We start from the raw sequence: 16,536 nt of genomic DNA, 5'->3' as shown, positions 1-16,536 counted from the left end.
CAACAAGGGCGTTACAGGCCGGACTCAGTCGCGGTCGTCGCGGGTCCAGACACCCCCGTGTTCGATCTTGGTCGGAAACTTCACCACCGGCGAATAGGCCGGCGCACACAGGGCGCGTCCGTCCCGGACATCGAAGCGGGCACCGTGCAGCACGCATTCGATGCTGGCGTCCACGGGGTCGAAGCTGCCGGACGACAGCTCGAAATCTTCATGGCTGCATTTGTCTTCGAGGGCGTACAGCGCGCCGTCGTGGTTGACCACCACGATGGGCGTGCCGGTGACCTCGTCGAAGGCGGTCTTCATTTCCCCGGGCAGCAGCTCCCCGGTGGCGCAGACGAAGGTCCAGGTCTCGCTCATGCAACGGCTCCCGACAGCGGTTTTTCCAGGATCTCGAAGCGCAGGTCGTCGCGCCTGGGAATGCCGTAGCGCTCGTCGCCATAGGGAAACGGCTTCTTGATGCCGGTGCGCACGTAGCCGCGGCGTTCGTAGAACGCGATCAGTTCGCCGCGGATGTCGATCACCGTCATGCGCATGGCCGGCAGGCCCCAGTCCTCGCGCGCGACGCGTTCGGCTTCGGCCAGCAGGGCCTTGCCGACGCCGCCGCCCTGCAGGTCGGGACGGACCGAGAACATGCCGAAATAGCCGGCGCCATCCTCTTCGGCGACATGCGCGCAGGCCAGCAGTCCGCCCTGACGCTCCGCCAGCACGATGCGGCTGCGCGGGCGCTCGATGTCGCGCAACAGCGCGTCGGCATCGATGCGCTGGCCGTCCAGCATGTCGGCTTCGGTGGTCCAGCCCTGCCTGCTGGCGTCGCCACGGTAGGCGGAGGTCACCAGCGCTACCAGGGCGGGAATATCGGCGTCGGTCGCCGCGCGGAAAGTGAGGTTGTCCATGCGGGCATTTTACGGAAGCCCGCCCCGTTGTAGGAGCGACGTCAGTCGCGACCGTACGGTCCCCGGCGTTGGAACCCTTCAGAGCATGAGGGGAAACCCCATTTCGGCGCGCGCCACTCCCGCAGCCCCGCCCTCACGCCAGCAGCTGTCGAGCCTTCTTCAGCGCAGTGACGAAGTGCTCCACTTCCTCGTGCGTGTTGTAGAACGCGAACGACGCACGCAGCGTCGCGGCCACGCCATAGAACTGCAGCAGGGGATGCGCGCAATGCTGGCCGGATCGGACGGCGACACCGTCGAGGTCGAGCAGGGTGGCCAGGTCGTGCGCGTGCGCGCCTTCGATCAGGAACGAGATCACCGCCGCCTTGTCCGCTGCGCGGCCGAAGATGCGCAGGCCCTCGATCCGGTCGAGTTCTTCGGTGGCATGCGCCAGCAGGTCGGCCTCGCGCGCTTCGACGTTCGCCATGCCCAGCGCGTCCAGATACTCCACCGCCGCGCCCAGACCGATGAAGCCGGCGATGTTGGGCGTGCCGGCCTCGAACTTGTGCGGCGCGTCGTTGAAGACGGTGCCGTCGAAGCTGACTTCCTTGATCATCTCGCCGCCACCGATGAAGGGCGGCATGGCCTGCAGGTGTTCCCTGCGCGCCCACAGCGCGCCGGTGCCGGTCGGCCCGCACATCTTGTGGCCGGTCAGCGCATAGAAGTCGCAGCCGATCGCGGCGACGTCGACCGTCCGGTGCGGCACGGCCTGCGAGCCGTCCACCACGGTCACGATGCCGCGCCTGCGGGCCTCGCGGCAGATCTCACGCACCGGGTTGACCGTACCCAGCACGTTCGAGGTATGGGTGATGGCGAGCAGCTTCACGTCGCCGGTCATCGCGGCGTGCAGCGCCTCCAGGTCGAGCGTGCCGTCGGCGTGGATCTCTGCCACCTTGATGGTCGCGCCGGTGCGCTGGGCGACGAGCTGCCATGGCACGATGTTGGCGTGGTGCTCCATGCGCGACACCAGGATCGTGTCGCCGGCCGTCAGTCGCGGCAGCGCCCACGAATACGCGACCAGGTTGATCGCAAATGTCGTACCGCTGCACAGCACCAGCTCGTCCGGTCGCACGTTGAGGAAGCGCGCCAGGGTCTTGCGCGCGCCCTCGTAGGCCTCGGTCGCTTCCGTCCCCAGGGTGTGCACGGCACGGCTGACGTTGGCGTTGTGCTGGCGATAGAAGTCGTCGACGGACTGGATGACCGACGCCGGCTTCTGCCCCGTGTTCGCGCTGTCCAGATAGACCAGCGGCTTGCCGTTGACCTGTCGCGTCAGCAGCGGGAAGTCCGCACGCACGCGTGCCCAGTCGATGGCGCTTCCGGTCGGCGCGTGGACGGCTTCGCGGTTCATGCCGCGCCCAGTGCCGCCAGGGCCGCATCCACGCGGGATACCAGCAACTCGCGCAGCACCGGCTCGTCGATCGCGGACAGGGGCTCGCGGCAGAAGGCCGCGGTCAGCAACTGCTGCGCGTCCGCCTGCGGCAGGCCGCGCGAGCGCAGGTAGAACATCGCGGTCGCATCGAGCTGGCCGACGGTGGCGCCGTGCGCCGCCTTGACCTCATCGGCATGGATCTCCAGCACCGGCTGGGTGTCGACCTCGGCGTTGGCCGACAGCAGCAGGTTCTTGTTCGACAGCGCGGCATCGGTACCGTCGGCACCCTCGCGGATGAGGATGCCGCCATGGAAGACGGCGCGGCCACGGTCCGCGCCCAGTCCGCGCCAGGTCAGTTCGCAGGCGGTGTCGCGACCGATGTGGTCGATGCCCAGCCGCGTGTCGACGTGGCGACGGCCGTGCGCGAACAGCACGCCGTTGGCGACCAGGCGCGCATGGTCGCCTTCCAGGCGGACGTTCAGTTCATGCCGCGAGAGGGCGCCGCCGAGTTCCAGATCCACACGCCGGTATTCGCTGTCGCGCGCGAGCACGGCATCGGTGCGCAGCAGCGCGGTGGCGCGGTCGCTGCCGGCCTCGATGCGGGCGTGGGTCAGGCGCGCATCCTTGGCCAGGTGTACATGGCTCAACGCATTGATGAAGTGGGCGTGGCCGTCGACGGCGAGATGGTGCTCGACTACCGTCAAGGCCGCACCGGCGCGCAACTCGATCAGGTTGCGCAGGTGCCAGGCGCGATCCGCGCCGTCGCCGGTGCCGATGAAGACCAGATGCAGCGGCTGGCCGCTCCGGGCCTCGGGCTCGGCGCGCAGCAGCACGCCTTCCGTCGCCAGGGCGGCGTTGAGTCGGGCGAAGACTTCGTCGGTGCGCTCGAAGCGGCGCTGCAGGAAGCGCGCGGCGTCGTCGCCGTCGGCCAGCGCCTCGGACAGCAGTTGCAGGCTGACGCCGTCGGGCAGGTCCGTCGTCAGCGACAGCGCCACCGAGTAGCGCCCGTTGACGAACACCGCACGCGGCGCGGGAATGTCGGCCAGCAGCATCGGATCCAGCGACGGCAGCGCGTCGACGGGCTGGAAGCTGCGGCGTTCCAGCTGGCGCAGGGAGGTGTACTTCCAGGCTTCGGTGCGCGGGCCGGGCAGGCCGTCGCGCAGCGCTTCGTCCAGCATGGCGCGGCGCGCGGCGTCGCCGTTGAAGCCCGTCGACAGGGAATCCAGCAGCGCGCTCATCAGGCGACCTTCTCCGGCGCCACGCGATCCTTGATCCACGCATAGCCGTGCTGTTCCAGTTCCAGCGCCAGTTCGGGGCCACCGGTCTCTACGATGCGGCCGCCGGCCAGCACGTGCACCACGTCCGGCTTGATGTAGTCGAGCAGGCGCTGGTAATGGGTGATGACCAGGAAGGCGCGGTCGGGCGAGCGCAGCGCATTGACGCCATCGGCGACGTTCTTCAGCGCGTCGATGTCCAGTCCGCTGTCGGTCTCGTCCAGGATCGCCAGCTTCGGCTCCAGCACGGCCAGCTGGAAGATCTCGTTGCGCTTCTTCTCGCCGCCGCTGAAGCCTTCGTTGACGCCGCGATGCAGCAGTTCGTCCTTCAGGTGCAGCACGGCCAGCTTGTCGCGCACCAGCTTGAGGAACTGCATGGAATCCAGCTCGGCCTCGCCACGCGCTTTGCGCTGGGCGTTGAGCGCCGCGCGCAGGAAGTAGGTGTTGTTGACGCCCGGGATCTCGACCGGGTATTGGAACGCCAGGAACACGCCGGCGGCAGCGCGCTCTTCCGGTTCCAGGTCGAGCAGCGGCTTGCCTTCGAATTCCACCGTGCCGGCGGTGACCTCGTAGCCCTCGCGACCGGCCAGGATGTTGCCCAGCGTGGACTTGCCGGCGCCATTGGGTCCCATGATGGCGTGCACTTCGCCGGGCTTCACCTCCAACGATAGGCCTTTGAGGATGTCCTTGCCGGCGACGCTGGCGTGGAGGTTGTCGATCTTGAGCATGTTCGTTTCCGTTTGATTCTTTATTTTTAGCCCCTCTCCCGGCGGGAGAGGGGTTGGGGTGAGGGTCCGGCGAAGTCCTGATCGTTCGGACGTCATTGGTTTTGCCGTACCCTCATCCGGCGCTTCGCGCCACCTTCTCCCGGCGGGAGAGGGGAAAGCCTGTTACCCGACGCTGCCTTCCAGCGACACTTCCAGCAGCTTCTTCGCCTCCACCGCGAACTCCATCGGCAGTTCGCGGAAGACCTGCTTGCAGAAGCCGTCGACGATCATCGATACCGCGTCTTCCTGGCTGATGCCACGCGCGCGGCAGTAGAACATCTGGTCGTCGCTGATCTTGGAGGTGGTGGCCTCGTGCTCCAGCGTCGCGGTCGGGTTCTTCACTTCGATGTAGGGGAAGGTATGCGCGCCGCACTGCTTGCCGATCAGCAGGCTGTCGCACTGGGTGTGGTTGCGCGCGCCATCGGCGTTGCGGTCCACTTTCACCAGGCCGCGGTAGGTGTTCTGGCCGCGGCCGGCGCTGATGCCCTTACTGACGATCTTGGACTTGGTGCGCTTGCCCACGTGGATCATCTTGGTGCCGGTGTCGGCCTGCTGGCGATGGTGCGTCAGCGCCACCGAATGGAACTCGCCGGTCGAGTCGTCGCCCAGCAGCACGCAGGACGGGTACTTCCAGGTGATCGCCGAACCGGTTTCCACCTGCGTCCAGGTCACCTTGCTGCGGTCGCCGCGGCATTCGGCGCGCTTGGTGACGAAGTTGTAGATGCCGCCACGGCCTTCCTCGTCGCCCGGGTACCAGTTCTGCACCGTGCTGTACTTGATCTCGGCGTCTTCCAGCGCGACCAGTTCGACGACCGCCGCGTGCAGCTGGTTCTCGTCGCGCATCGGCGCGGTGCAGCCTTCCAGGTACGAGACGTAGCCCTTGTCCTCGCAGATGATCAGTGTGCGCTCGAACTGTCCGGTGTGACCGGCGTTGATGCGGAAGTAGGTGCTCAGTTCCATCGGGCAGCGCACGCCCTTGGGGATGAACACGAAACTGCCGTCGGAGAACACCGCCGAATTCAGCGCGGCGAAGTAGTTGTCGCCGACCGGCACCACACTGCCGAGGTACTGCTTCACCAGTTCGGGATGCTCCTTGATGGCTTCGCTCATCGAGCAGAAGATCACGCCCTTCTCGGCCAGCTCCTTGCGGAACGTGGTGCCGACGGACACCGAGTCGAACACCGCGTCGACCGCCACGCCGGCCAGCCTGGCGCGCTCGTGCAGCGGCACGCCCAGCTTGTCGTAGGTGTCCAGCAGCTCCTGCGGCACGTCGTCGAGCGAGGCGTACTTGGCTTTCGGCGCCGAGTAGTAGCTGATCGCCTGGAAGTCGATCGGCGCGATCTTCAGCTTGGCCCAGTGCGGCACCGGCATGGTCAGCCAGTGGCGGTAGGCCGCCAGGCGCCATTCGGTCATCCATTCGGGCTCTTCCTTCTTCGCCGACAGGGCGCGCACCACGTCCTCGCCGAGGCCGGGTGGCAGCGAATCGGATTCGATGTCGGTGATGAAGCCGGCGTCGTAGCGACGTCCCAGCTGTTCCAGGATTTCAGCGTTTTCGGTGGCCATCGGGCTGCCTAAGGTTCAGCGGGTCGCGACCTGCACGGCGATGGGTCGCCTGCGCACGTCGTCGGAAGAGGAGGGGGGCGGCGCGATCATCTGGGCGAGGGTGAAGCCGCGCAGGGCGTCGGCGACCACGTCGTTGATCAGCCGCCAGTTGGCGCGCGCGCCGCATTTCTGGGCGATGCCGCACTGGCTTTCGCTCTGGCTGCATTCGGTCATGGCCAGCGGACCTTCCATGGCCTCGACGATTTCCACCAAGCTGATCTCGGCCGCGCCGCGGCTCAGGCGATAACCGCCATGCACGCCGCGCAGGCCTTCCACCAGCCCGGCCTGTGCCAGCGGTTTCAGCACCTTGCTGACGGTGGGCGTCTCCAGGCCGGAATGTTCGGCCAGGTCGGACGCGCTGAGCACCTCGCCCGGCCGGGCGGCGAGCACGGTCAGGACCACGGTGGCGTAGTCGGTGAGCTTGGTGACGCGGAGCATCGGGGAAGGAGGTCCAGAAAACGTACCGAAATTGTACGCTTTCGCGCCGCCGCGCTCAAACCCGGCGGTTTTCCCCGTTCAGGCGATCCGGCAGGGCCTGACGGATGTCACCCGCGATGGCTGACGGCTGCGACTGATGCAGGGACGTGCGGGTCGGGAAGATGGACAGCGTCCACTCCCGGACGACTCCCGATCAAAGGACTCCCTCATGAACACCATGCACGGTCATTCCGATACCGCCCCGTCCGTCCGCGGCCTGGACCAGCGCTTCCTCTGGCGCGTGCTGCTGGCCATCGGCGGCATCTATCTGGCGGTGAAGCTGTTCCGCGGCATGGGCCAGCTGTTCTGGACCGTTTTCGGCCTGGCGATGGGGCTGGTCTGGATGTTCAACGGCCGCGTCTTCCCGTGGGCGTGAGGCGCATGCAGGCCGCTCACTTCGCGGCCGGCGCCTCCGCCGAGGGCGGCAACACCATGCCGATGTACGGTACCGGCGGCGTCTTGCCGGGTGGGAGAGCCTCGGGCGCCGGCTGCCCGGCCGCGCCCAGCGCGTGCACGAAGCGGTAGATGGCGCGGCGGTCGTCCTCGCTCATCGCACGCACGGCGAAGTCGGGCATCATCGGCCGGGTGCGTAGGTTGGCGCTGTATTCCATCCATTGCGCTTCGGTCAGCTGCTGCATGCGCAGCCGCAGGTTGCTGGGATAGGTGGTGCCCCACGGGCCGTGGAAGCCCATCGGCGACCCGACCAGCCAGGTGTCCTTCGCGACCTGGCCACCGGCTTCCGCATATCCCGGCGTGTGGCAGTCGTTGCAGCCGGCGATCCGTACCAGGTATTCGCCGCGCGCAAGCAGGTCGGCATCGGATGCCTGCGGGGCGGGCAGCACCGCGACGGCGCGCGGCGACTCGGGCTGGCAGGCCGCCAGGGACAGCACCAGGGCGGGGAGCATCAGGAAACGGATCGGCATCATGGCAACGGCTGTGCGAGGGGAATGCGCCATCGAACGCGCCGTCCCACGCGGACCGGCCACGCGATTGTCGGCCGCGATTCAGGCGCGGATTTGGGAATCCCGCACGCATGGGCGAGAATCGCGCCTTCACCTCTGCTCTGGACGCCGCATGCCCCGCAAGATCGAAGCCCGCCAATCCGACATCCACGGCAACGGCGTGTTCGCCATCGCCCCGATCGGGAAGGGCGAGCGCGTAGTGGAGTACAAGGGCAAGCGACGCACGCACGACGAAGTGGACGCCGACGACACCGGCGACGTCGATTCCGGCCACACCTTCCTGTTCACGCTCAACGACGAGTACGTCATCGACGCGAACCACAAGGGCAACAAGGCGCGCTGGATCAACCACAGCTGCGACCCGAACTGCGAAGCCGTCATCGAGGAACACGACGGCAAGAACCGCAAGAAGGACAAGGTGTTCATCGAGGCGATCCGCGCGATCAAGCCGGGCGAAGAACTGACCTACAACTACGGCATCGTGCTGGCAGAACCGCACACCGCCCGGCTGAAGAAGGTCTGGGCCTGCCGTTGCGGCAGCAAAAAGTGCACCGGTACGATGCTGCAACCCAAGAAAGGCCGCTGACGGCGACGCCCCTTCACAGGCACGGATGCCGCAGGAACGCCGAAGGTTGAAATGACCGAAGGCAGGTGTGGCCCGTGATTTCCGTCGCTACCTTGCGCGCACCGGACCACCACCCGCCCGCCATGACCCTCTCCCGCCTTGCCTGCGCGCTCGCGCTGGCCCTCTCCTGCAGTGCCGTCCACGCCGTCGAGATCGATGGCCGCATCGATCCCTCCGAATGGCAGGGAGCGCGCCACGTCACCGACTTCCGCAAGACCCAGCCGCTGACCGGCGAGCCCGGCTCGCTGCCGACCGAGGCCTGGATCCTGGCCACGCCGGACGGCCTGGCCATCGCCTTCCACGCCACGCATCCGGCCAGCGTGCCGCGCACGCGGCAGAAGGTGCAGCGCGATTTCGACGCGCAGGTCGACCGCGTCAACGCCTTCATCGACTTCGACGGCGACGGTCGCACCGGCTATGCCTTCACCGTCAGTTCCACCGGCGGCATCGCCGACGAGATCATCACCAACGAGAACCAGTTCAGCAGCGACTGGGACGGCCAGTGGCGCCATGCCGTCAGCGAGGACGAACAGGGCTGGTCGGTCGAGCTGCTGATCCCGTGGCATACCGCGCCGATGCGCGACGGCACGGACGGCCAACGCACCCTGAAGGTGTTCCTGGCGCGCGTGATCGGCGCCACCGGCGAACGCATGGCGTGGCCGCAGGCCAGCTTCGAGCGTGCGCGCTTCCTGTCGGATTTCGCCCCGGTCACGGTGCCACGCCACGACCAGTCGCTGCTCGCCATCACGCCGTTCGTGTCGGGCCTGTACGACAACGTCCGCGGCGGCGGGGACCTTAACGCCGGCGCCGATCTGTTCTGGAAGCCGAACGGCCGCTTCCAGCTGACCGCCACGCTGAAGCCGGACTTCGGCCAGGTCGAGGCCGACGACCTGGTGGTGAACTTCAGCGCCACCGAGACCTTCATCAGCGACAAGCGCCCGTTCTTCACCGAGAACCAGGGCATCTTCGAGCTGACCACGCCGTCGGACGACAGCCAGCAGCTGTATACCCGGCGCGTGGGCAGCACGGGCGACATCACCGCGGCGGTGAAGTTGAACGGCAGCCTGGGCAAGGCGAACTACGGCCTGTTCTCGGCCGACGAGGACGGGGCGACCGGACGCAGTTACCACGCGTTGCGGCTGGTGCGCGATTTCGAGAGGCAGAACCTCGGCGCGATGCTGACCCGCGTCGATGATCCCTGGCGCGACCGTGAGGCCACCGTGCTGGGCGTGGACCACAACTGGCGGCCGACCGCGCGCTGGAACGTGCGCACCCGCCTGCTGGGCAGCCGCATCGCGCAGGCCGGCACCGACACCGACGACATCGGCGCGACGCTATGGGCCGACTACGAAATGGACGACGGCTGGCGCCAGCAATGGATCGCCATGCACTTCGGCAACGACCTGCAGCTCAACGACTTCGGCTACCTGTCGCGCAACAGCACCAATTACCTGCACTGGGAAGTGCGCAAGCGCTTCACCGGCCTGCCGGAAGGCTCGCGTTACTCCTCCAAGGACTGGCGCTGGCGCGTCAGCAGCAGCCACAACAACCATGGCGACAAGCTCAACGACCAGTTCCGCATGAGCCGCGAAGGCCAGCTGCGCAACGGCAGCTACGAGTACGCCCAGATCAACGTCAACAGCGCCGGCCTGAACGACACGCTACTGCGCGGCAACGGCGTGGCGAGGATGCCGGCGAATTTCAATACCTACTTCGAGTACGAACGGCCGCGCAAGGGCAACTGGGCGCACGAAACCGAACTGGAGGCGTTCACCGGTGGCCTGGCAGGCAACCGCAAGGCCGGCGCAGGCGTGGGGTATACCGCCACGTACTTCGTCAGCGATGCCTTCAGTGTCTATGCCGGCGGCTACGCGATCTACAGCCCGGACTGGCTGGTGTGGCAGCGCGAGGACCTGGTAGGCGGATTCACCCGTCGCCAGGTCGATCTCAATGCCGGCCTGGACTGGGTGATCGATCCGCGGCACGAACTGCGGGTGAAGATGCAGACCATCGCCCTGGACGCGCGCGTGCACGATGCCTGGCGCTTCGATCCGCGCGGCCACGCCGTGACGACGACCGAGGCCGTGGACGACTTCAGCGTGCGCAACCTGGGCTTCCAGATCCGCTACCGCTACGAACTGGCGCCGCTGTCCTACCTCTACGTGGTGTATGCCCGCGGCGGCTACGAGCAGCGCACCGGCACCGAAGGCGTGGACGGCCTGCTGCAGGACAGCCTGCGCCTGCGCGACGACGAACAGCTGGTGGTCAAGCTGAGTTACCGCTTCGAGATCTGAGCGCGTCGCCGTCGCGCATGGACGGCGCGCCGGCATCGCTCGGACTCAGGGCGTGGTGCCCGGGGCGAGCCGCAGTTCCACATGGCCGTCATCGATCCGCAGCGAGTCCGCCGACAGGGTGCCCGGCACCTGCGCCAGATCCTCGTCGGTCAGCCGGTACAGCGGCCGGCTGTTGGCGTACTCGCGGATCAACTGCTGCAGCGCCTCACGCGAGCCGCCCGGCAGGCCGCGACCGTCCGCGCCGGTGCCCACGTGCTCCAGCTGCGGATCCACCAGGTGCAGGCCGCGCGTGCCCGGGTCGTAGCGCAGGCCGCTACTGACCACCACGTTGCCGTTCTCAATGCGGTCGCCATTGGCCAGCATCACGTCGTAGTCCATCTGCAACTGCAGGCGCTCGCCCGGCACGGGAATGCGCACCTGCGGGTCGGTCAGGGTGAGCGAGGCGAACCCTTCCAGCAGCACGTGCTGCATCGGGAAGCCGCTGCGTGCCGCAGTCTGCAGCTGGGCGGCGTTGAAGCGGAGCGCGTTGCCGTTGTACGCCCACAAGCTATCCGCCCTGAAGGGGATCACGTTGCCTCTTTCCGCCATCGCAACGGGCGACAACAGCAACGTGACGAGCAGGGCGGCGCCGGCGAGCAGGGAGTTCTTCATCGTCGTCCTCATTGCAGGTGGATGACCACGCGGCCGTCTTCGATCTGCGTGCTGCCGATCCGCTTGCTGGCGGGCAGGCGCTGCAGGATGTCGTTGTCGATCCGGTAGACCGGCTCGCTGCGGGCGTATTCGGCCAGCACGGTGTTGACCAACTGGCGGGTACCGCCGGACATCAGCGAGCCGCTGCCGGGGACATCGACCGACAGGATCTCCGGGTTGTCCAGGTGCAGGCCGCGGGTCGCGGGGTCGTAGCGCAGGCGGCTGGCCAGCGCGAAGTGCCCGCGGCTGACGTCACGCGCACCCAGTGCACTGACGCCGATGTCGAAGTCCAGGCGCAGGCGGTCGTCGCCGGAGGGGATGCTCAACCGAGGATTGGTCAGCGTGGCCGACACCAGGCCCCCCAGCTTGTCGAACTCGCGGGGGAAACTCTGGTTGAGATAGCGCTGCAGCTGCGGCTGGGTGAAGTTGATCTGGTTGCCCAGCAGACCGGTGACGGTGTTGAGCGTTTCGCAGCCGGCGAGGGCAAGGGTGGCGGTGCCGGCGAGGGCGGCGACCAGGAAGCGTCGGCGTGTACGCATGGGAAGCTCCGTGACGGGTCGCCGCACCTTAGCCGGCGCTGCCTGTCCAAGGGCTAACCGGCAGGCGGCTGCAGGAAGTGTCGCTTGCGCTCGGCGGTGTAGTGCCACCAGGGCACCGGTCCGCTGCCTTCCATGAAGCGCACGGCGGCGATGAAGCAGTCGCACAGGCAGGGATCGTGGCGCTGGCCGGTGGTCTCGTTCACGCGTCGGTAAAGCGCATACGGATCCTGGCCGAGCAGGTCGTGCGGGTGGGCGATGCCGATGCCACGCAGGTCGCCGGCGATGGACGGTCCGATGTTGGGAATGTCTTCGAGCGAACGGGCGTCGTCGGCGTGGCGGACTTTCATGGCCGTCAGGCTAGCGTGGCCCCTTCGCGATGTCAGCCGGCGTCGCGGCCGCGCGCCTTCAACGAAGCGATGAACTCGCCCATGTACGGCCGTAGCGGGGCGAACAGGTCGTCCGCATCCTTGCGGTGGTCCAGCATCAGGCCACTGAGCAGTTTGGTGCCGACGACCAGCGCGGCGCGCTCGTCACCGGTGAGGCCGCGCTGGCGCTGGACGTTTTCGAGGATGCGCATCCAGTCGTCGTGGCAGGCGTGTTCGAACTCGATGGTGCAGCGGCCTTGGCAGTGCTGGCCGTCGCGTTCGATCGGCGTCACGGTGATGCGGTAGCGGTGGGAATCATTGGGCATGGCGGCAGAAGCAGGACGCGGCGGGGACAGCTCCAAGATAGGCCCGTGCCCCAGGTGGAACGAGGGCCGCCGCCGCGATGGACTGTTCCGTCGGGTGGCGCCGCGGTTCAGTCAGCGGTCGGCGGCGTGCGCCTTGAACAGGGGCAGCGGATCGTAGGCGCCCTGTGCGCCATAGATGCCGTAGTGCAGATGAGGCGGCGTGCCCTGCGCATTGCCGGTGGTGCCCACGTAACCCAGCACGTCACCGGGATGCACCACCTGGCCGGCGGACAGCTCCGCCGCCCAATCGTCCAGGTGGGCGTAGTAGTGACGCTCGCGGCCGGGACCCAGCACCCACACCTGTTTCCCGCCCAGCCCGCCGTCGCGGACCGAGACCACGATGCCGCGCGTCGCACTGGCGATGGGCGTGCCGCGCCTGGCGAAGATGTCCACGCCCTGGTGGGTGCGGTCGGTGCCACGGGGGGCGCCGAACGTGTCGGCGATCTGCCGCGCCCGTACGCCCTGCACGGGCACCGGAAGTTCACGCGGCGGCGATGCGCGCGAAATGTCCCACAGCATGCGCGGGGACGCCATGAAGGGCTGGCCCCACGCCCACGCGAGCAGCAGGGCCAGTACCGCCAGCGACAGCATCGTCCATGCAAAGCGCCGCAGGCGGCGCACGGCCGGTCGCCCCATGCGGATCAGGGCGACGCAGGCGTCTGCATCTGCGCCAGCTGGCGTTCCAGCTGGGACTTCAGCGACGGATCCAGCTTCAACTGTTTGGCCAGCTCATCCAGGTAGGCGCGCTCCATGAAGCTCTGCTCGTCGGCGACCATCAGGCTGGCGAGATACATTTCCGAGGCGATCTCCGGCGTACTGCCGGCGCGCGCGACCTCGGCCGGATCCAGCGGCTTTTCCAGTTCGGCATGCAGCCACTGCTGCAGCTCGCCGTCGGTACCGAGGCGGGCGAATTCGCCTTCGATCACCTCGCGCTCGCGCGCGTCGATGTGGCCATCGGCTTTCGCCGCCGCGACCAGCGCCGTCAGGATCGCCTGGCTGTGCAGTTCCACCTGCGGCGGCGGCAGGCGATCCACGGTCTGCGGCGTGGCGCCCGCGGCGAATCCGCCCTGTTGCTGCTTGTAGTCGCCGTACGCGCGATACGCCATCACCCCGATCGCCGCCAGGCCGCCATAGGTGGCCAGCTTGCGGGTGGTCTTGTTCTTGCCGAGCAGCAGGCCCAATGCGCCGCCGGAGATCGCGCCCTTGCCGAAGTCGGCGTTCAGCACGCTGCCATTGCCGCTGGAGGATTTCAGCAGATGGTCGAGGAAGCCCTGGATCTTCATGCGGTCGGTACCTTGCGTGGAGGGATGTCTTCCCGATCTGAGGGCAACCCGCCGTCAGGACAAGGGTGACGGATGGCAGGGGGATCGCCGTAGAGTCGAGCTTGCTCGACTGCTTTTGCTTTTCGGCATGCTTCCGCTGACAGGACCGGCAAGCAGCGGAGCAAGCTCCGCTCTACAAAGAGGGAACAACCACGGTCCGCACGACACGCGCAAAAAAGAAGGGACGGCCAGGCCGTCCCTTCGTGCAAGCGATGGAAGCGCGGCGATCAGGCCGCGGCGTCCTTCAGCTTCTTCAGCGGACGGACCTTGACCTTCACCGAGGCGGGCTTGGCGGCGAACCACTGCTCTTCCTTGGTGAACGGGTTGATGCCCTTGCGCTTCGGCTTGGCCGGCACGTTGACGGCGCTGATCTTCAGCAGGCCCGGCAGGGTGAAGGAACCGGCGCCCTTCTTGTTGACGGAGGCGTGCACGGCGCTTTCCAGCGAGGCCAGCACGGCGCGGACGTCCTTGGCGGCCACGGAGGTCGCTTCGGCGATGTGGGCGACGAGGCCCGACTTGCTCAGCGCTTCCTTGATCGGCTTCGGCGCGGCCGGCTTGGCGGCGGCCTTCGGTGCAGCTTTCTTGGCGGCCTTCTTCGGCGCGGCCTTCTTGGTGCTCTTTGCCATGTGTCCTGTCTCTACTGTCGAGTGGTTGGGTAATCGGGCCGATCGCATCGGCAAGCGAAATGTAGGGCAAAGAACTGGCGGCGCCAAGGGCAGGAAGACCCTGAAATGCCTTTTTTTTCGCTTTTTCTGCAATTTCCCGTCGCCGCGCGTCGGAAATCGCCTGTCGGTACGACCGAATCACCTTTGGCGTGTGCGCCGCAAGCGGCATCCGACGCGTTCGGTCGCGACCGGATGCCGCACCCCTGCGACGCTCAATCGTCGTCGTGTCGTGGCCTGTAGGCATCCACCAGTTTCTGTTGTACGCCGGGCGGCACGGGCTCGTAATGGCTGAAATCCAGGCTGTAGCGGCCCTGGCCGGCGGTCATGGATTTCAATTCCGCCGCATAGCCTTCCAGTTCCGCCAGCGGCACCTGCGCCTTCACCACGATCTCGCCGCGCACCGCGTCGGTGCCGTTGATGCGGGCGCGCTTGCCCGCCAGGTTGCCGGTGATGTCGCCGACCTGCGCTTCGGGTACGGCCACTTCCAGGTCGACCACCGGCTCCAGCACCTGCGGCCGCGCCTTGGCGATGGCGTCGAGGAAGGCCTTCTTGCCGGCGGCGACGAACGCGACCTCCTTGCTGTCCACGGCATGGTGCTTGCCGTCGTGCACGATCACCCGCAGGTCCTGCAGCGGATAGCCGGCGATCGCGCCGCTGCCCAGCACCTGGCGCACGCCTTTCTCCACCGCCGGCAGGAACTGGCCCGGAATCGTGCCGCCCTTCACTTCGTCGACGAACTCGAAGCCGCCGCCACGCGGCAGCGGTTCGATGCGCAGCGAAACCTCACCGAACTGGCCGGCGCCGCCGGTCTGCTTCTTGTGGCGATGGTGGCCGTCCGCTTTCGCGCCGATGGTTTCGCGGTAGGCGATCCGTGGCGGCCGGGTCTTCACCTCGACGCCGTGGCGTTCCTTCAACCGCTCCAGCATCACCCGCAGGTGCAGGTCGGACAGGCCGCGGATGACGGTTTCGTTCAACTCCGGCTGATGCTCGACGACGAACGCCGGGTCCTCCTCGGCCAGCTTCTGCAGGGCGATGGACAGCTTCTGCTCCTGGCCCTTGCTGGCCGCCTCGATCGCCAGGCCGAACATCGGCTTGGGGAATGCGATCGGCGCCAGATGGATGTGATCCTCGTCGTGGCTGTCGTGCAGCACCGCGTCGAAATGCAGGTCGTCCACCTTCGCCACCGCGGCGATGTCGCCCGGGATGGCCTGGTCGACTTCCACATGATCCTTGCCCTTGAGCTTGAACAGGTGGCCGACCTTGAACGGTTTCTTGCCGTCATCGACGAACAGCTGCGTGTCCTTCTTCAGCGTGCCCTGGTAGACGCGGAAGATGCCGAGCTTGCCGACGAAGGGATCGTTGACGATCTTGAAGACGTCGGCGATGACATGTGCGCGCGGATCCGGCACGGCCTCGATCGGTTGCGGGCCGCTGCCGTTGAGTCTCACGAACGGTGGCGGGTTGGCTTCGGCGGGATTCGGGAACAGCCGCTCGGCCACGTCCAGCAGTTCCTTCACGCCGACGCCCGTGCGTGCCGAGGCGAAGCACACCGGCACCAGGTGGCCCTCGCGCAGGCACTGCTCGAACGCGTCGTGCAGTTCCTCGCCGGACAGGCCGCCTTCGCCCAGGTCCAGGTAGTGCTCCATCACTGTCCCGTTGATCTCGACGACCTGGTCGATGATCTTCTGGTGCCAGTCCGCCACGGGGCCGAGGTCGGAGTCGCCCGCCGCCTGGCCGAAGCAGTCGACCACCGCCTTGCCGCCGTTCGCGGGCAGGTTGAGCGGGAGCACTTCCGGCCCGAATTCCTCGCGCAACGCCGCCAGCACGCCGGCGCAGTCCGCGCCCTCGTGGTCGATCTTGTTGACGACGATGGCGCGGCACAGGTTGCGTTCCCGCGCTCGCTCCATCAGCCGGCGCGTGCCGTGGGCTACGCCGGTGTCGGCGTCGACGACGATCAGCGCGGTTTCCACCGCGGAGAACGCCGACAGTGCCGGGCCGCGGAATTCCGGATAGCCGGGCGTGTCGATCAGGTTGACGTGCATGCCGCCGTGGTCGGTACTGGCGATGGCGGTGTCGATGGAATGGCCGCGGGTCTTCTCGATCGGATCATGGTCCGAGACGGTGGTGCCGCGTTCGATGGTGCCTGCCACCTGGAGGGCGCCGCCGGCATGCAGCAGGGCTTCGAACAAGGTTGTTTTGCCGGCGCCGGGGTGGCCCGCCAGGGCCACGTTGCGGATCTGTTGTGTGCTGTACGACATGAGGCCGTTCCTCCCGAAGGTTGGGGTCGAAGG

General features: G+C 67.4%; 19 protein-coding genes. 3 read left to right on the top strand and 16 right to left on the bottom strand.

The window, feature by feature from the left end:
- Positions 1-24 precede the first annotated feature (24 nt).
- The 7 genes from ASD77_RS01460 to ASD77_RS01430 form a co-directional block, all read right to left on the bottom strand.
- Positions 25-357, bottom strand: coding sequence for a non-heme iron oxygenase ferredoxin subunit (locus ASD77_RS01460; RefSeq protein WP_055936298.1), 333 nt, complete (start codon positions 355-357; stop codon positions 25-27).
- Positions 354-893 carry a GNAT family N-acetyltransferase gene (locus tag ASD77_RS01455; protein WP_055936295.1) on the bottom strand — a complete coding sequence of 180 codons (540 nt, stop codon included), beginning with the start codon at positions 891-893 and terminating at the stop codon, positions 354-356. The genes ASD77_RS01460 and ASD77_RS01455 overlap by 4 nt, the downstream gene beginning before the upstream one ends.
- Before the next feature lie 133 nt (positions 894-1,026).
- Complete coding sequence (locus ASD77_RS01450; protein WP_055936292.1) at positions 1,027-2,277, bottom strand: cysteine desulfurase; 1,251 nt, start codon at positions 2,275-2,277, stop codon at positions 1,027-1,029.
- Positions 2,274-3,536, bottom strand: coding sequence for a Fe-S cluster assembly protein SufD (gene sufD / locus ASD77_RS01445; protein WP_055936289.1), 1,263 nt, complete (start codon positions 3,534-3,536; stop codon positions 2,274-2,276). The genes ASD77_RS01450 and sufD overlap by 4 nt, the downstream gene beginning before the upstream one ends.
- Complete coding sequence (sufC, locus tag ASD77_RS01440) at positions 3,536-4,300, bottom strand: Fe-S cluster assembly ATPase SufC (RefSeq protein ID WP_055936286.1); 765 nt, start codon at positions 4,298-4,300, stop codon at positions 3,536-3,538. The genes sufD and sufC overlap by 1 nt, the downstream gene beginning before the upstream one ends.
- 162 nt (positions 4,301-4,462) lie before the next feature.
- Complete coding sequence (gene sufB, locus ASD77_RS01435; RefSeq protein ID WP_055936283.1) at positions 4,463-5,902, bottom strand: Fe-S cluster assembly protein SufB; 1,440 nt, start codon at positions 5,900-5,902, stop codon at positions 4,463-4,465.
- A 15-nt stretch (positions 5,903-5,917) separates the two neighbouring features.
- Complete coding sequence (locus ASD77_RS01430) at positions 5,918-6,379, bottom strand: SUF system Fe-S cluster assembly regulator (protein ID WP_055936280.1); 462 nt, start codon at positions 6,377-6,379, stop codon at positions 5,918-5,920.
- Between the two features lie 208 nt (positions 6,380-6,587).
- Between ASD77_RS01430 and ASD77_RS01425 the strand changes: the two genes are divergently transcribed.
- Entirely contained in the window at positions 6,588-6,794 is a 207-nt protein-coding gene (locus ASD77_RS01425; RefSeq protein WP_055936278.1) for a hypothetical protein, read from the top strand.
- A gap of 16 nt (positions 6,795-6,810) precedes the next feature.
- Here ASD77_RS01425 and ASD77_RS01420 read toward each other — a convergent pair whose 3' ends face one another.
- A complete protein-coding gene (locus ASD77_RS01420; RefSeq protein WP_200947345.1) occupies positions 6,811-7,344 on the bottom strand; it encodes a cytochrome C in 534 nt (177 codons plus the stop codon).
- A 148-nt stretch (positions 7,345-7,492) separates the two neighbouring features.
- On the opposite strand from ASD77_RS01420, the gene ASD77_RS01415 reads away from it, so the two are divergent.
- Both ASD77_RS01415 and ASD77_RS01410 read left to right on the top strand, forming a co-directional pair.
- Complete coding sequence (locus ASD77_RS01415; protein WP_055936275.1) at positions 7,493-7,966, top strand: SET domain-containing protein-lysine N-methyltransferase; 474 nt, start codon at positions 7,493-7,495, stop codon at positions 7,964-7,966.
- Between the two features lie 122 nt (positions 7,967-8,088).
- A complete protein-coding gene (locus tag ASD77_RS01410; protein WP_055936272.1) occupies positions 8,089-10,299 on the top strand; it encodes a DUF5916 domain-containing protein in 2,211 nt (736 codons plus the stop codon).
- A 45-nt stretch (positions 10,300-10,344) separates the two neighbouring features.
- Here the strand turns inward: ASD77_RS01410 and ASD77_RS01405 are convergent, their stop codons facing one another.
- The 8 genes from ASD77_RS01405 to fusA all read right to left on the bottom strand — a co-directional run bounded on the left by ASD77_RS01405 (position 10,345) and on the right by fusA (position 16,503).
- The gene (locus ASD77_RS01405) at positions 10,345-10,950 is read right to left on the bottom strand and encodes a DUF1439 domain-containing protein (protein ID WP_055936271.1); all 606 of its coding nucleotides are present in this window, start codon (positions 10,948-10,950) and stop codon (positions 10,345-10,347) included.
- 8 nt (positions 10,951-10,958) lie between these two features.
- Positions 10,959-11,528 (bottom strand): DUF1439 domain-containing protein, encoded by a 570-nt coding sequence (locus ASD77_RS01400; RefSeq protein WP_055936269.1) that lies wholly within the window; start codon positions 11,526-11,528, stop codon positions 10,959-10,961.
- Between the two features lie 53 nt (positions 11,529-11,581).
- Positions 11,582-11,875, bottom strand: a complete 294-nt coding sequence (locus ASD77_RS01395; RefSeq protein ID WP_055936266.1) for a helix-hairpin-helix domain-containing protein — start codon at positions 11,873-11,875, stop codon at positions 11,582-11,584.
- Between the two features lie 32 nt (positions 11,876-11,907).
- Positions 11,908-12,219 carry a DUF3861 domain-containing protein gene (locus ASD77_RS01390; RefSeq protein WP_055936263.1) on the bottom strand — a complete coding sequence of 104 codons (312 nt, stop codon included), beginning with the start codon at positions 12,217-12,219 and terminating at the stop codon, positions 11,908-11,910.
- A gap of 111 nt (positions 12,220-12,330) precedes the next feature.
- Positions 12,331-12,894 carry a M23 family metallopeptidase gene (locus tag ASD77_RS01385; protein ID WP_055936260.1) on the bottom strand — a complete coding sequence of 188 codons (564 nt, stop codon included), beginning with the start codon at positions 12,892-12,894 and terminating at the stop codon, positions 12,331-12,333.
- A gap of 5 nt (positions 12,895-12,899) precedes the next feature.
- Complete coding sequence (locus ASD77_RS01380; RefSeq protein WP_082563063.1) at positions 12,900-13,541, bottom strand: tellurite resistance TerB family protein; 642 nt, start codon at positions 13,539-13,541, stop codon at positions 12,900-12,902.
- Between the two features lie 266 nt (positions 13,542-13,807).
- Positions 13,808-14,206: an HU family DNA-binding protein gene (locus tag ASD77_RS01375; protein ID WP_055936258.1), complete on the bottom strand. Its 399-nt coding sequence runs from the start codon at positions 14,204-14,206 to the stop codon at positions 13,808-13,810.
- A 251-nt stretch (positions 14,207-14,457) separates the two neighbouring features.
- Positions 14,458-16,503 carry an elongation factor G gene (gene fusA, locus ASD77_RS01370; protein WP_055936255.1) on the bottom strand — a complete coding sequence of 682 codons (2,046 nt, stop codon included), beginning with the start codon at positions 16,501-16,503 and terminating at the stop codon, positions 14,458-14,460.
- Positions 16,504-16,536: the final 33 nt, after the last annotated feature.

It is taken from the genome of Pseudoxanthomonas sp. Root65, from assembly GCF_001427635.1.
GTDB lineage: Bacteria > Pseudomonadota > Gammaproteobacteria > Xanthomonadales > Xanthomonadaceae > Pseudoxanthomonas_A.
Note: the sequence above shows the minus strand (reverse complement) of the source record. Positions and strands in the feature narration are given on the sequence as shown.

What these genes read in the sequence shown, in the direction of transcription:
- ASD77_RS01430 (WP_055936280.1), bottom strand. Translation starts at nt 6,379, where the DNA reads ATGCTCCGCGTCACCAAGCTCACCGACTACGCCACCGTGGTCCTGACC.
- ASD77_RS01390 (WP_055936263.1), bottom strand. Translation starts at nt 12,219, where the DNA reads ATGCCCAATGATTCCCACCGCTACCGCATCACCGTGACGCCGATCGAA.
- ASD77_RS01420 (WP_200947345.1), bottom strand. Translation starts at nt 7,344, where the DNA reads ATGATGCCGATCCGTTTCCTGATGCTCCCCGCCCTGGTGCTGTCCCTG.
- ASD77_RS01450 (WP_055936292.1), bottom strand. Translation starts at nt 2,277, where the DNA reads ATGAACCGCGAAGCCGTCCACGCGCCGACCGGAAGCGCCATCGACTGG.
- sufD (WP_055936289.1), bottom strand. Translation starts at nt 3,536, where the DNA reads ATGAGCGCGCTGCTGGATTCCCTGTCGACGGGCTTCAACGGCGACGCC.
- ASD77_RS01405 (WP_055936271.1), bottom strand. Translation starts at nt 10,950, where the DNA reads ATGAAGAACTCCCTGCTCGCCGGCGCCGCCCTGCTCGTCACGTTGCTG.
- ASD77_RS01375 (WP_055936258.1), bottom strand. Translation starts at nt 14,206, where the DNA reads ATGGCAAAGAGCACCAAGAAGGCCGCGCCGAAGAAGGCCGCCAAGAAA.
- ASD77_RS01425 (WP_055936278.1), top strand. Translation starts at nt 6,588, where the DNA reads ATGAACACCATGCACGGTCATTCCGATACCGCCCCGTCCGTCCGCGGC.
- sufC (WP_055936286.1), bottom strand. Translation starts at nt 4,300, where the DNA reads ATGCTCAAGATCGACAACCTCCACGCCAGCGTCGCCGGCAAGGACATC.
- ASD77_RS01460 (WP_055936298.1), bottom strand. Translation starts at nt 357, where the DNA reads ATGAGCGAGACCTGGACCTTCGTCTGCGCCACCGGGGAGCTGCTGCCC.
- fusA (WP_055936255.1), bottom strand. Translation starts at nt 16,503, where the DNA reads ATGTCGTACAGCACACAACAGATCCGCAACGTGGCCCTGGCGGGCCAC.
- ASD77_RS01385 (WP_055936260.1), bottom strand. Translation starts at nt 12,894, where the DNA reads ATGGGGCGACCGGCCGTGCGCCGCCTGCGGCGCTTTGCATGGACGATG.
- sufB (WP_055936283.1), bottom strand. Translation starts at nt 5,902, where the DNA reads ATGGCCACCGAAAACGCTGAAATCCTGGAACAGCTGGGACGTCGCTAC.
- ASD77_RS01415 (WP_055936275.1), top strand. Translation starts at nt 7,493, where the DNA reads ATGCCCCGCAAGATCGAAGCCCGCCAATCCGACATCCACGGCAACGGC.
- ASD77_RS01380 (WP_082563063.1), bottom strand. Translation starts at nt 13,541, where the DNA reads ATGAAGATCCAGGGCTTCCTCGACCATCTGCTGAAATCCTCCAGCGGC.
- ASD77_RS01455 (WP_055936295.1), bottom strand. Translation starts at nt 893, where the DNA reads ATGGACAACCTCACTTTCCGCGCGGCGACCGACGCCGATATTCCCGCC.
- ASD77_RS01400 (WP_055936269.1), bottom strand. Translation starts at nt 11,528, where the DNA reads ATGCGTACACGCCGACGCTTCCTGGTCGCCGCCCTCGCCGGCACCGCC.
- ASD77_RS01410 (WP_055936272.1), top strand. Translation starts at nt 8,089, where the DNA reads ATGACCCTCTCCCGCCTTGCCTGCGCGCTCGCGCTGGCCCTCTCCTGC.
- ASD77_RS01395 (WP_055936266.1), bottom strand. Translation starts at nt 11,875, where the DNA reads ATGAAAGTCCGCCACGCCGACGACGCCCGTTCGCTCGAAGACATTCCC.